Annotated in this window: 1 protein-coding gene; it reads right to left on the bottom strand. The window is 61.6% G+C overall.

Features of this window, described 5'->3' with window-relative positions:
* Window positions 1–125 precede the first annotated feature (125 nt).
* Entirely contained in the window at window positions 126–14,870 is a 14,745-nt protein-coding gene (locus PFAS1_RS29475) for a retention module-containing protein (RefSeq protein WP_076029094.1), read from the bottom strand.
* Window positions 14,871–15,169 lie beyond the last annotated feature (299 nt).

Below are 15,169 nucleotides of genomic sequence, written 5' to 3'. Positions count from 1 at the left end.
CCGCGTCATGCTGTCAGCAGCATAGGCCAACTGGACGCGAGTATGCGGTGCGGCGACGAAATCGTCACCGGGGGTTGGGCGCAAAAATAACGGCCACCCCATAAGGGTGGCCGTTTTTCGTTGGATCAGCTGTTGCTGTGATCGATTTTGATGGTCGGGTCGCTACCGGCAATCAACGAGTTGATGCTGGCGCTGGACCAGTTGTTGCCTTCCAGTTTGATCGTCACATCGGGTTGCGCCGCTGCGGCGTCAGCGCCGTTGAACTTGCCGGCGGAGCTGACTTGCAAGGACGAAACGCCATCCACGGTGGTGATCTTCAGGAAGTTGTCGATGGTGCTGCCGCTCTCGTTCTGCAACAGATCACGCAGGTCGATGCGATCACCTTCACTGGCCTTGAAGTCCTTGATCACGTCGGTGCCGGTGTCGCCTGCTTTCCAGACGAAGGTGTCGGCGCCCGAGCCGCCGATCAGGATATCGTTGCCCTGACCGCCCATCAGCGAGTCGTTGCCGCTGCCACCAAGCAGGATGTCATTGCCCTTGCCGGCGTCAAGGAGGTCGTTGCCACCCTGACCGAAGAGAATGTCATTGCCGGTACCGCCCAGCAGCGAGTCATTGCCGTCATGCGCCCCGGACACATCGAACGCGGTGTAGTGCTCGGTGATGAACTGATGCACGTTGCTGGTGGTGACTTTGCTGACGTCCACGCCGGTTTGCTGGGCAACGAACGCCTGCATCGCCTGATAACCCTCACCGGCGACACCGTTGAAGCTCACCAGATCGCCGAACAGGATGTCGTTGCCGTCACCGCCATTGACCGTGTCGGAACCTGGTTGCGTCGCTTCGGTGTGACCGATGATCGAGTTGGCCAAGTTACTCGGATCAATGTTGGTTTGCGGCGTATCGTCCGAGTCGTATGGTCTCAGGTCGGTAAGGGTGACGCCCTTGTTCAGACCAATGGCTTCAACGTTGGACACATTGCTCAGCAGCGCAAAACTGGAAGTGGAGTTATCGACAATCGTCTGATCACTGCCGCTGCCCGTCGTGTAGGACAACTCGTAAGTACCATCGCCCTGCGCGTGAACGGTACCCACGTCACTGGCTTTCCAGTTCTTGGAGCCGTTTAAGGTGTACAGCGTCGCATTCCCGTCCCTGTCGATGGTCAGTTTGTGAGTACTGTCGATTGTCGTGGAGAAGGTGTCTCCCGGCTTGTAATTGCTGGTTTTCACCACGTCATCGAGCTTCACGTTGCCGTACAGCGTCGGGTTGGTCTGTTCGCCACTCTGGTAGTAGTTCGGCTGGCCGTCGGTGATGAAGTACGTGAGGTTCTTCGCCCCGGTGTTGGCCACGGCGTCAGCGCTCTGGAACCAATTGGCCGTGGTTTTGAATACATCTTCGTAGTTGGTCACACCGCCGGACGACATCGAGTCCAGTACCGATTTGAGCTCGGTCAGGGCGTTCGGATCGTTCAGGTTGACCGATACCGACTTGTTGACCTGGGTATCGAAGTCCACCAGGAAGATATTCACCGTCCCCGAGTTGCCGCCCATGCTCTGCTTGAGCGTGTTGAACACCGACGTCAGTGAGTCCTTCGCAGCCTTGACCGAGGCGTCGCTCATACTGCCCGAGCTATCGACCATGAATGCGATGTTGTAATTGGTGCCCGGCACCACGGTCAGCCCGCCGATGTCGGCGATCATGATGTCGTTGCCGCCAGTGCCGGTTACGGTGTCATCAGCCGCCGTGGCGGTGATGGCGTTGTAGACCGCCGGATTGATCGTGATCGGAATCTGTGTCGAATTGCTGGCCGAGTCACCCTGGCTTTCGGTCGAGACTGCCGTAACGGTCAGCGTGTTGGTACCGGTGGCGTAGGGTGCCGGGGTGTAGCTCAACTTGCTCACATCCCAGCCGCTGAGGTTGACGACAGCGTTACCGGTCGTGCCGGTGAAGGTGTGCGTGCCATCGGTCAGGGTTGCACCTGCCGGGATGCCGCCGATGGTGGTGATGGTCTGGGTTTCAGAACCATCAGTGTCCGGCGACGTTACCTTCAGGCCCAACGCAACGCTGCCGTTCTCGGCCACCTGGGTAGTGGTGGCGGTTACGGTCGGTGCATCTGCGACCGCGGTCACATTGATATCCAGGGTGGTGCTCGAACCGGTGCTGGTGGTGTAGGTCACAGTCGGAACGTTGCCGCTCCAATTGCTGGCCGGGGTGAAGGTGTAAGCCCCGTTCGCCGCCAGCACCAAGGTGCCGATGTTGGCGATGATCGCTGTGGCGCCTGCGGTGTACTCGGTGCCACCCACCGTGAACTTGGCCACGCTCAGGACGTTGTCCACATCGCGGTCATTAGTCAGTACGTTACCGGTAGCGATCTTGTCCTCGAGGACTGTGTTGATGTCAGCAGTCAGCACACTCGGGTCATCGACCGGGGTGACGCTGATATTCAGGCTCGAGGTGTCGTTGGTGCCCGAACCGTCGGTGACGGTGTAGCTGACCGTCGGGACCGTGCCGTTGTAGTTGGCGACCGGGGTGAAGGTGTAAGCACCGTTCGCCCCGATGACCAGGGTGCCGACGTTGGCGATGGTCGCTGTGCTGCCTGCTGTGTAAGTGGTCGCACCGACGGTGAAGTTGAGCACGCTGACCGGGCCATCGACGCTGCTGGTATCGGTAAGGACGCTACCGGTAATGGCGGTGTCTTCCGGGGTGGAAACCGATTCGTTGGCGTCGATGAAGCTGTCGTCGACCGGAGTGACGCTGATGTTCAGGGTCGAAGTGACGTTGCTGCCGTCACCATCGGTGACGGCGTAGCTGACCGTCGGCACCGTGCCGTTGTAGTTGGCGGCCGGGGTGAAGGTGTAGTCGCCATTGGCAGCAAGCACGAAGGTGCCGACATTGGCGATAGTCGCGGTGCTGCCCGCAGCGTAAGTGGTTGCACCGACGGTGAAGCTGACCACGCTGACCGGGCCATCGACGCTCGACGTCCCGTTAAGAACGCTGCCGCTGACAGGGGCGTCTTCGCTGGTGGTCACGGTTTCGCTGATGTCGGTGAAGCTGTCGTCGACCGGGGTAACGCTGATGTTCAGGGTCGAGGTGACATTGCTGCCGGAACCGTCGGTGACGGTGTAGCTGACCGTCGGCACCGTGCCGTTGTAGTTGGCGGTCGGAGTGAAGGTGTAGGCGCCATTGGCAGCAAGCACCAGGGTGCCGACGTTGGCGATAGTCGCCGTGGCGCCTGCCGCGTAAGTGGTCGCACCGATGGTGAAGTTAACCACGCTGACGTCGCCGTCAACGCTGCTGGTGCCGGTGAGGACGCTGCCGGTCACCGGGGCGTCTTCGGAGGTGGTCACGGTTTCGCTGACGTCGGTGAAGCTGTCGTCGACCGGGGTGACGCTGATGTTTAGGGTCGAGGTGACGTCAGAACCGGAGCCGTCGGTGACGGTGTAGCTGACTGTCGGTACCGTGCCGTTGTAGTTGGCGGCCGGGGTGAAGGTGTAGGCGCCGTTGGCGGCGAGCACCAGGGTGCCGACATTGGCGATGGTCGCGGTGCTGCCGGCCTGGTACTGGGTACCGCCAACCGTGAAGTTGACCACACTGACGTCGCCGTCAACGCTGCTGGTGCCGGTGAGGACGCTGCCGGTAACGGCGGTGTCTTCCGGGGTGGAGATGGTTTCGCTGATGTCGGTGAAGCTGTCGTCGACCGGGGTAACGCTGATGTTCAGAGTCGAGGTGACATTGCTGCCGGAGCCGTCGGTGACGGTATAGCTGACCGCCGGCACCGTGCCGTTGTAGTTGGTTGTCGGGGTGAAGGTGTAGTCGCCATTGGCAGCAAGCACCAAGGTGCCGACATTGGCGACGGTCGCGGTGCTGCCAGCGGCGTAGGTGGTTTCGCCGATGGTGAAGTTGAGCACACTGACTGGGCCGTCGACGCTGCTGGTACCGGTGAGCACGCTGCCAGTGACCGGGGCATCTTCGTCGGTGATCACGGTTTCGCTGGCGTCGATGAAGCTGTCATCGACCGGTGTAACGCTGATGTTCAGGGTCGAAGTGACGTCAGTGCCGGAACCGTCGGTAACGGTATAGCTGACCGTCGGCACCGTGCCGTTGTAGTTGGCGGCCGGAGTGAAGGTGTAGGCGCCGTTCGTTCCGATCACCAGGGTGCCGACGTTGGCGAGGGTCGCTGTGCTTCCAGCCGCGTAAGTGGTCGCACCGACGGTGAAGTTGAGCACACTGACCGGACCATCAACGCTCGACGTCCCGTTAAGAACGCTGCCGCTGACTGGGGCGTCTTCGCTGGTGGTCACGGTTTCGCTGATATCGGTGAAGCTGTCATCGACCGGGGTAACGCTGATGTTCAGGGTCGAAGTGACATCCGAGCCAGAGCCGTCAGTGACGGTATAGCTGACCGCCGGCACCGTGCCGTTGTAGTTGGGCGCCGGGGTGAAGGTGTAGGCGCCATCGGCCGCCATCACCAGGGTGCCGACGTTGGCAATAGTCGCCGTAGCGCCTGCGGCGTAAGTGGTCGCACCGACGGTGAAGTTGACCACGCTGACCGGGCCATCCACGCTCGATGTACCCGACAGCACATTGCCGGTCGCCAAGGTGTCTTCGTTAACCGTGACGGTTTCACTGGCATCGATGAAGTTGTCGTTGACCGGCGTGACGCTGATGTTCAGGGTCGAGGTAACGTTGCTGCCGGAGCCGTCGGTGACGGTGTAGCTGACCGCTGGCACCGCGCCGTTGTAGTTGGCGGCCGGGGTGAAGGTATAAGCTCCGCTCGCCCCGATCACCAGGGTGCCGACGTTGGCGATAGTCGCTGTGCTTCCAGCCGCGTAAGTGGTCGCCCCAACGGTGAAGTTGATCACGCTGACCGGGCCGTCGACGCTCGAAGTGCCGGACAGCACGCTGCCGGTGGCCACGGAGTCTTCGTTGACGGTGACGATTTCACTGACATCGGAGAAGTTGTCATTAACCGGCGTAACGCTGATGTTCAGCGTACTGCTCGAGCCGGTGCTGGTGGTGTATGTCACCTGTGGAACGTTGCCGTTCCAGTCGGCAGCCGGCTTGAAGGTGTAGTCGCCGTTGCTGGCGATGATCAGCGTTCCGACACCGTTAATGGTCGCAGTCTGGCCCGCCGTGAAGTTGCCGTTGACCCCGGTCACGTTGAAGCTGGTGACGCTCAGGACGTTGTCGACATCGCTGTCGTTGCCCAGCACGTTACCGGTCGCGTTGTGGTCTTCGTCGACCGTGATCTTGTCCGCCTGCAGCACGCTTGCGTCATCGACGGCACCGACGTGCACCACCAACGGCAGCGACGTGCTGGCGCTTGGGGCATCGCCGTCTTTGGCGGTGGCCGTGACAGTCAGGGGGATGTCGCCATTGAAGTTCGTCGGCGGTGTCAGCTTGAGCGTGGACAGGTTCCAGCCAGTAATGTCCACCGACGTCGAGCCGTCGGCAGCATTGAAGGTGTGGGTGCCGTCGGTGAGTCTGGAACCCGCCGGCAAGCCGTTCAGGGTGAGAGTGAGTGTTTCCGAACCATCGACGTCGTTGGTGTGGGCCTGGATGGTCGACAACAGGATCGCTTGGTCTTCAAGGCCCGAATTGAGCACCTGGGTGACATCGATGTTATCCAGCACGCCGCCCAGGCTGTTTCTGTCCCCGGCGCGGAACTCGAGTTTCTGGTTGCCATCGGCAGTGACCGGAATGTCGAAACTGTAGTGCTGCATGCCGGTGGTCGTGGTGTTCAAGGTGCCAATGAGTTGGTCGCCCCAGTACACATTGATGTGCGAATTCACCACACCTGCACGCGGTGCATAGTCGAACGACACGTTATAGGTGCTGCCGGCCTTGGCATCGATAGTGGTGTAGAGGTTGCTCGCATCGCCGGCGTTGCGCTCCAGTTCAATGACCTGGTTATCGCCGCCGGCACCATAGATGCTGGCCTTGCCGATTTCGACCATGCCACCTCTGTTGTCAGTGTGCCAAACGCCGTTGCCGAGCTGGCTGACATTGACGTCGCCATGGCCGTTGTTCAGCGCGACTTCCTGGAAGTCGGTCGAGACGACCGTACCGCCACCCGTCAGTGACAGGCTTGGGGTATCGGTTATTGGCGCGACGACAATGGTGCCGGTTGCCGAAGACGCAGAGGGCATGCCCTGGTTATCGGTCGAGTTGTAGGTGAATTGGGTGGTGCCACTCCAGTCGCCGGTAGGCTTGAAGTAAACCGTTGCGCCGTTGGCGGTTGCGGAGATGACGCTGCTGGCGGTCAACGCGATGGTCCCGGCAGCGTCAGCGTAAAACACACCATTGGCCGGCAGGCTGGTCAGGTTGAAGTGCCCGACAGTGCCGTCGATGTCATTGCCGCCAAGTTGCACGGCGATCAACTGATCTTCATTACCAGTGGCCGAGGAGGTGCTGGCGGTCGGAGCGTCGTTGACCGGGTTGACCTTGATGTCCAGCGTGCTGATGGAATTGGTGTTGGTGATATAGCTGATCTGCGGAGCGGTGCCATTCCAGTTCGCCGTTGGGGTGAAACTGTAATCGCCGTTGGCGGCGATAGTCACAGTGCCGACGCCGGCGATAGTCGCGACTTGACCCGCAGTAAAGGAACCGGTGACGCCTTGTACGGTGAATGTCGCGACACTCAGAGCATTGTCGACATCGCTGTCATTGCCGAGCACGTTGCCAGTTGCAACGTGGTCTTCATCGACAGTGTTGGTATCCGCGGTCAGGACGCTTTGGTCATCGACCGGGGTAACGCTGATGTTCAGGGTCGAGGTGACATTGCTGCCGGAGCCGTCGGTGACGGTGTAGCTGACTGTCGGTACCGTGCCGTTGTAGTTGGTTGCCGGGGTAAAGGTGTAGGCACCGTTCGTTCCGATCACCAGGGTGCCGACGTTGGCGAGGGTCGCGGTGCTGCCGGCCTGGTACTGGGTACCGCCAACCGTGAAGTTGACCACGCTGACGTCGCCGTCAACGCTGCTGGTGCCGGTGAGGACGCTGCCGGTCACCGGGGCGTCTTCGGAGGTGGTCACGGTTTCGCTGATGTCGGTGAAGCTGTCGTCGACCGGGGTGACGTTGATGTTCAAGGTCGAGGTGACGTCAGAACCGGAGCCGTCAGTGACGGTGTAGCTGACCGTCGGCACCGTGCCGTTGTAGTTGGCGGCCGGGGTAAAGGTGTAGGCGCCATTGGCGGCAAGCACCAGGGTGCCAACGTTGGCGATGGTCGCGGTGTCACCGGCCTGGTACTGGGTACCGCCGACCGTGAAGTTGACCACACTGACGTCGCCGTCAACGCTGCTGGTGCCGGTGAGGACGCTGCCGTTGACTGGGGCGTCTTCGCTGGTGGTTACGGTTTCGCTGATGTCGGTGAAGCTGTCGTCGACCGGGGTGACATTGATGTTCAGGGTCGAGGTGACGTCAGAACCGGAGCCGTCAGTGACGGTGTAGCTGACTGTCGGTACCGTGCCGTTGTAGTTGGCGGCCGGGGTAAAGGTGTAGGCGCCATTGGCGGCAAGCACCAGGGTGCCAACGTTGGCGATGGTCGCGGTGTCACCGGCCTGGTACTGGGTACCGCCGACCGTGAAGTTGACCACACTGACGTCGCCGTCAACGCTGCTGGTGCCGGTGAGGACGCTGCCGTTGACTGGGGCGTCTTCGCTGGTGGTTACGGTTTCGCTGATGTCGGTGAAGCTGTCGTCGACCGGGGTGACGTTGATGTTCAAGGTCGAGGTGACGTCAGAACCGGAGCCGTCAGTGACGGTGTAGCTGACCGTTGGCACTGTGCCGTTGTAGTTGGCCACCGGGGTGAAGGTGTAAGCGCCATTGGCGGCAAGCACCAGGGTGCCGACGTTGGCGAGGGTCGCGGTGTCACCGGCCTGGTACTGGGTGCCGCCAACCGTGAAGTTGACCACGCTGACGTCGCCGTCAACGCTGCTGGTGCCGGTGAGGACGCTGCCGTTGACTGGGGCGTCTTCGCTGGTGGTTACGGTTTCGCTGATGTCGGTGAAGCTGTCGTCGACCGGGGTGACATTGATGTTCAAGGTCGAGGTGACGTCAGAACCGGAGCCGTCAGTGACGGTGTAGCTGACTGTCGGTACCGTGCCGTTGTAGTTGGCCGCCGGGGTAAAGGTGTACGCCCCGTTAGCGCCGAGCACCAGGGTGCCGACGTTAGTGATGGTCGCGGTGTCACCGGCCTGGTACTGGGTACCGCCGACCGTGAAGTTGACCACACTGACGTCGCCGTCAACGCTGCTGGTGCCGGTGAGGACGCTGCCGGTCACCGGAGCGTCTTCGGAGGTGGTCACGGTTTCGCTGATGTCGGTGAAGCTGTCGTCGACCGGGGTGACGTTGATGTTCAGGGTCGAGGTGACATCGCTGCCGGAACCGTCGGTGACGGTGTAGCTGACTGTCGGCACTGTGCCGTTGTAGTTGGCGACCGGGGTGAAGGTGTACGCCCCGTTGGCGTCGAGCACCAGGGTGCCGACGTTGGCGATAGTCGCCGTGCTGCCCGCAGCGTAGGTGGTTTCACCGATGGTGAAATTGAGCACGCTGACCGGGCCGTCGACGCTCGAGGTGCCGGAGAGGACGCTGCCAGTCACCGGGGCATCTTCGGAGGTGGTCACGGTTTCGCTGACGTCGGTGAAGCTGTCGTCGACCGGGGTGACGCTGATGTTCAGGGTCGAGGTGACGTCAGTGCCGGAACCGTCGGTGACGGTGTAGCTGACCGTCGGTACTGGGCCGTTGTAGTTGGCTGCCGGGGTGAAGGTGTAGGCGCCGTTCGTTCCGATGGTCAGGGTGCCGACGTTGGCGATAGTCGCGGTGTCACCGGCCTGGTACTGGGTACCGCCGACCGTGAAATTAACTACGCTGACCGGGCCATCAACGCTCGACGTATCGGTAAGCACGCTGCCGGCCACTGGGGCGTCTTCGCTGGTGGTCACGGTTTCGCTGGCGTCGATGAAGCTGTCATCGACCGGGGTCACGCTGATGTTCAGGGTCGAGGTAACGTCAGAACCGGAGCCGTCGGTGACGGTGTAGCTCACGCTAGGCACCGCGCCGTTGTAATTGGCGGCCGGGGTGAAGGTGTAAGCGCCGTTCGTTCCGATGACCAGGGTGCCGACGTTGGTGATAGTCGCGGTGTCACCGGCCTGGTACTGGGTACCGCCGACCGTGAAATTAACTACGCTGACCGGGCCATCAACGCTCGACGTATCGGTAAGCACGCTGCCGGCCACTGGGGCGTCTTCGCTGGTGGTCACGGTTTCGCTGGCGTCGATGAAGCTGTCATCGACCGGGGTCACGCTGATGTTCAGGGTCGACGTGACGTCAGAACCAGAGCCGTCGGTGACGGTGTAGCTGACCGTCGGCACTGTGCCGTTGTAGTTGGCGGCCGGAGTAAAGGTGTAGGCGCCATTGGCGGCAAGCACCAGGGTGCCAACGTTGGTGATGGTCGCGGTATCACCGGCCTGGTACTGGGTACCGCCAACCGTGAAGTTGACCACGCTGACGTCGCCATCGACGCTGCTGGTGCCGGTGAGGACGCTGCCGGTCACCGGGGCGTCTTCGCTGGTGGTTACGGTTTCGCTGATGTCGGTGAAGCTGTCGTCGACCGGGGTGACATTGATGTTCAGGGTCGAGGTGACGTCAGAACCAGAGCCGTCGGTGACGGTGTAGCTGACCGTCGGCACCGCACCGTTGTAGTTGGCCGCCGGGGTGAAGGTGTAGGCGCCGTTCGTTCCGATGGTCAGGGTGCCGACGTTGGCGATAGTCGCGGTGTCACCGGCCTGGTACTGAGTACCGCCGACCGTGAAATTAACTACGCTGACCGGGCCATCCACGCTGTTGGTGCCGGTGAGCACGCTGCCGTTGACTGGGGCGTCTTCGCTGGTGGTCACGGTTTCGCTGATGTCGGTGAAGCTGTCGTCGACCGGGGTGACGCTGATGTTCAGGGTCGAGGTGACGTCAGTGCCGGAACCGTCGGTGACGGTGTAGCTGACCGTCGGTACTGGGCCGTTGTAGTTGGCTGCCGGAGTAAAGGTGTAAGCGCCATTGGCGGCAAGCACCAGGGTGCCGACGTTAGTGATGGTCGCGGTGTCACCGGCCTGGTACTGGGTACCGCCAACCGTGAAGTTGACCACGCTGACGTCGCCATCGACGCTGCTGGTGCCGGTGAGCACGCTGCCGTTGACCGGGGCATCTTCGGAGGTGGTCACGGTTTCGCTGATGTCGGTGAAGCTGTCGTCGACCGGCGTGACGCTGATGTTCAGGGTTGACGTGACATTGCTGCCGGAGCCGTCGGTGACGGTGTAGCTGACTGTTGGCACCGTGCCGTTGTAATTGGCGGCCGGGGTGAAGGTGTAAGCGCCGTTCGTTCCGATGACCAAGGTGCCGACGTTGGCGATAGTCGCGGTGTCACCGGCCTGGTACTGGGTACCGCCGACCGTGAAATTAACTACGCTGACCGGGCCATCAACGCTCGACGTATCGGTAAGCACGCTGCCGGCCACTGGGGCGTCTTCGCTGGTGGTCACGGTTTCGCTGGCGTCGATGAAGCTGTCATCGACCGGGGGCACGCTGATGTTCAGGGTCGACGTGACGTCAGAACCAGAGCCGTCGGTGACGGTGTAGCTGACCGTCGGCACCGCACCGTTGTAGTTGGCCGCCGGGGTGAAGGTGTAGGCGCCGTTCGTTCCGATGGTCAGGGTGCCGACGTTGGCGATAGTCGCGGTGTCACCGGCCTGGTACTGGGTACCGCCGACCGTGAAGTTGACCACGCTGACGTCGCCATCGACGCTGCTGGTGCCGGTGAGGACGCTGCCGTTGACCGGGGCATCTTCGGAGGTGGTCACGGTTTCGCTGATGTCGGTGAAGCTGTCGTCGACCGGGGTGACGCTGATGTTGAGGGTCGAGGTGACGTCAGTGCCGGAACCGTCGGTGACGGTGTAGCTGACCGTCGGTACTGGGCCGTTGTAGTTGGCTGCCGGAGTAAAGGTGTAAGCGCCATTGGCGGCAAGCACCAGGGTGCCGACGTTAGTGATGGTCGCGGTGTCACCGGCCTGGTACTGGGTACCGCCAACCGTGAAGTTGACCACGCTGACGTCGCCATCGACGCTGCTGGTGCCGGTGAGCACGCTGCCGTTGACCGGGGCATCTTCGGAGGTGGTCACGGTTTCGCTGATGTCGGTGAAGCTGTCGTCGACCGGCGTGACGCTGATGTTCAGGGTTGACGTGACATTGCTGCCGGAGCCGTCGGTGACGGTGTAGCTGACTGTTGGCACCGTGCCGTTGTAATTGGCGGCCGGGGTGAAGGTGTAAGCGCCGTTCGTTCCGATGACCAAGGTGCCGACGTTGGCGATAGTCGCGGTGTCACCGGCCTGGTACTGGGTACCGCCGACCGTGAAATTAACTACGCTGACCGGGCCATCAACGCTCGACGTATCGGTAAGCACGCTGCCGGCCACTGGGGCGTCTTCGCTGGTGGTCACGGTTTCGCTGGCGTCGATGAAGCTGTCATCGACCGGGGTCACGCTGATGTTCAGGGTCGACGTGACGTCAGAACCAGAGCCGTCGGTGACGGTGTAGCTGACCGTCGGCACCGCACCGTTGTAGTTGGCCGCCGGGGTGAAGGTGTAGGCGCCGTTCGTTCCGATGGTCAGGGTGCCGACGTTGGCGATAGTCGCGGTGTCACCGGCCTGGTACTGGGTACCGCCGACCGTGAAGTTGACCACGCTGACGTCGCCATCGACGCTGCTGGTGCCGGTGAGGACGCTGCCGTTGACCGGGGCATCTTCGGAGGTGGTCACGGTTTCGCTGATGTCGGTGAAGCTGTCGTCGACCGGGGTGACGCTGATGTTGAGGGTCGAGGTGACGTCAGTGCCGGAACCGTCGGTGACGGTGTAGCTGACCGTCGGTACTGGGCCGTTGTAGTTGGCTGCCGGAGTAAAGGTGTAAGCGCCATTGGCGGCAAGCACCAGGGTGCCGACGTTAGTGATGGTCGCGGTGTCACCGGCCTGGTACTGGGTACCGCCAACCGTGAAGTTGACCACGCTGACGTCGCCATCGACGCTGCTGGTGCCGGTGAGGACGCTGCCGGTCACCGGGGCGTCTTCGCTGGTGGTCACGGTTTCGCTGATGTCGGTGAAGCTGTCGTCGACCGGGGTGACGCTGATGTTCAGGGTCGAGGTGACGTCAGTGCCGGAACCGTCGGTGACGGTGTAGCTCACCGTCGGTACTGGGCCGTTGTAGTTGGCTGCCGGGGTGAAGGTATAAGCCCCGTTCGTTCCGATGACCAGGGTGCCGACGTTGGCGATAGTCGCGGTGTCACCGGCCTGGTACTGGGTACCGCCGACCGTGAAATTAACTACGCTGATCGGGCCATCAACGCTCGACGTATCGGTAAGAACGCTGCCGTTGACCGGAGCGTCTTCGGAGGTGGTCACGGTTTCGCTGATGTCGGTGAAGCTGTCGTCGACCGGGGTCACGCTGATGTTCAGGGTCGAGGTAACGTCAGAACCGGAGCCGTCAGTGACGGTGTAGCTCACCGTTGGCACCGTGCCGTTATAGTTGGCGGCCGGGGTGAAGGTGTAGGCGCCGTTCGTTCCGATGGTCAGGGTGCCGACATTGGCTAGGGTCGCGGTTTCACCGGCCTGGTACTGAGTACCGCCGACCGTGAAATTAACTACGCTGACCGGGCCGTCGACGCTGCTGGTGCCAGTGAGGACGCTGCCGTTGACCGGGGCATCTTCGGAGGTGGTCACGGTTTCGCTGACGTCGGTGAAGCTGTCGTCGACCGGGGTGACGCTGATGTTCAGGGTCGAGGTGACGTCAGTGCCGGAACCGTCGGTGACGGTGTAGCTGACCGTCGGTACTGGGCCGTTGTAGTTGGCTGCCGGAGTAAAGGTGTAAGCGCCATTGGCGGCAAGCACCAGGGTGCCGACGTTAGTGATGGTCGCGGTGTCACCGGCCTGGTACTGGGTACCGCCGACCGTGAAATTAACTACGCTGACCGGGCCATCAACGCTCGACGTATCGGTAAGAACGCTGCCGTTGACCGGAGCGTCTTCGGAGGTGGTCACGGTTTCGCTGATGTCGGTGAAGCTGTCGTCGACCGGGGTGACGCTGATGTTCAGGGTCGACGTGACGTCAGAACCAGAGCCGTCGGTGACGGTGTAGCTGACCGTCGGCACTGTGCCGTTGTAGTTGGCGGCCGGAGTAAAGGTGTAGGCGCCATTGGCGGCAAGCACCAGGGTGCCAACGTTGGTGATGGTCGCGGTATCACCGGCCTGGTACTGAGTACCGCCGACGGTGAAATTGACCACGCTGACCGGGCCGTCGACGCTCGACGTCCCGGTGAGCACGCTGCCGTTGACCGGAGCATCTTCGGAAGTGGTCACGGTTTCGCTGATGTCGGTGAAGCTGTCATCGACCGGGGTCACGCTGATATTCAGGGTCGAGGTGACGTCAGAACCGGAGCCGTCGGTGACGGTGTAGCTCACGCTAGGCACCGCGCCGTTGTAATTGGCGGCCGGGGTGAAGGTGTAAGCGCCGTTCGTTCCGATGACCAGGGTGCCGACGTTGGTGATAGTCGCCGTGCTGCCGGCGGCGTAGGTAGTCTCACCGACGGTGAAATTGACCACGCTGACGGGACCATCAACACTCGACGTACCGGTAAGCACGCTGCCAGTCACCGGGGCATCTTCCAGGCCGGAGACCGTTTCGCTGACGTCGATGAAGCTGTCATCCACAGGGGTGACATCAATGTTCAAGGTCGACGAGGCCCCAGAACCAGAGCCGTCAATGACGGTATAGCTGACCGTCGGCACCGTGCCGTTGTAGTTGGCCGCCGGGGTAAAGGTGTAGGCGCCATCGGCCGCAATGACCAGGGTGCCAACGTTGGCAATGGTGGCGGTCTGGCCAGCTGTGAAAGTGCCATTGACGCCGGCGATGCTGAAGGTGGACACGCTCAGGACGTTGTCGATGTCGCTGTCGTTACTCAGCACATTACCGATCGCAGGGGTGTCTTCTGCGATGGTTTGGGTGTCTGCAGTCAAAACGCTCGGATCATCGACCGCTGTCACGGTGAGATCCAGCGTGCTGGTCAAGCCGGTGTTGGTGGTGTACGTGACTTGCGGTACGGCGCCGTTGTAGTTGGCGTCTGGAGTAAAGGTGTAGTTGCCATTGGTGCCGATGGTCAATGTGCCGACGCCGACGATAGTCGCCGTCTGGCCTGCGGTGAAACTGCCGGCCATGCCAGCGATGGTGAAGCTGGTGACGCTGAGAAGCGTGTCGGCATCGCTATCGTTGTTCAGGACATTGCCGGTCGCGACGCTGTCTTCGGCCTGCGTGCCAGTATCAGCGGTCAGTACGCCCGGAGCGTTGGTGGCCGAGGTGTTCTGATTGCCGATATCGAGCGTGGTGGCTGTGGCAGTGGAATCAAGACCGTCGGTTGGGAAACCAATGGTCGGGTCCACCCGGCCAGCGGTTGCATCCAGCATCACGAAGCTGTGGCCGCCACCTGCTGCGCCGCCTGTGCCTGCAGCTGTCGGGCCGGCTGCGGTGGCTTCAAGATCGGTGGTCGGGTCGGCGCCGGCAACGATGGCTTGCTGCAGCTCTTCAACCGATGGTGCAGCTTGTGCAGTGGCTTGCGCAAGGTCAGCGCTGGAATCCGGCGCGCTGCCGCTCCACTGAGTGTCGCGGCCCAGGTCCAGGGTCCGGCCGTCAGCCAGCTCAAGCGTAACGGCGCCCGCTGCGCCGGTGTCTACCTGATCGCCGACAAACAACCGATCGCCTTCAACGAGTAAGCGGCGCACGCCCTCTGGGGACACCGCGAAAACCTGACCGACAATGCTTTTGACGATGGCCACAACACTGCTCATAAGACTCTCCGGGTGTCGCATTCAGTTGACTTCCATGAATCTGGCGGCGTGTTTGCCAAACAGTCTGGACGTTCATTCAAGATATAAGAGGCACAACTTTGACGCGGGTATTAGTCAATAAATTGGCTATATTTTTTCGATATAAACTTTATGCCAAACTATTGACCTCTTGCCCGCCATCCTAAACACTCGCTTCCGTAATGTCACATTGATATTTAAGTGCTGGCACGTGCCAGAGAGTGTGATGCAGTTCCAAAATGCAACTTTCCGACATACGGTCATTCCGGATGTCATCATCC

The sequence above is a fragment of the Pseudomonas frederiksbergensis genome (genome assembly GCF_001952935.1).
Taxonomy (GTDB): Bacteria; Pseudomonadota; Gammaproteobacteria; order Pseudomonadales; family Pseudomonadaceae; genus Aquipseudomonas; species Aquipseudomonas frederiksbergensis.
This window is presented reverse-complemented; position numbering and strand designations above follow the sequence as displayed.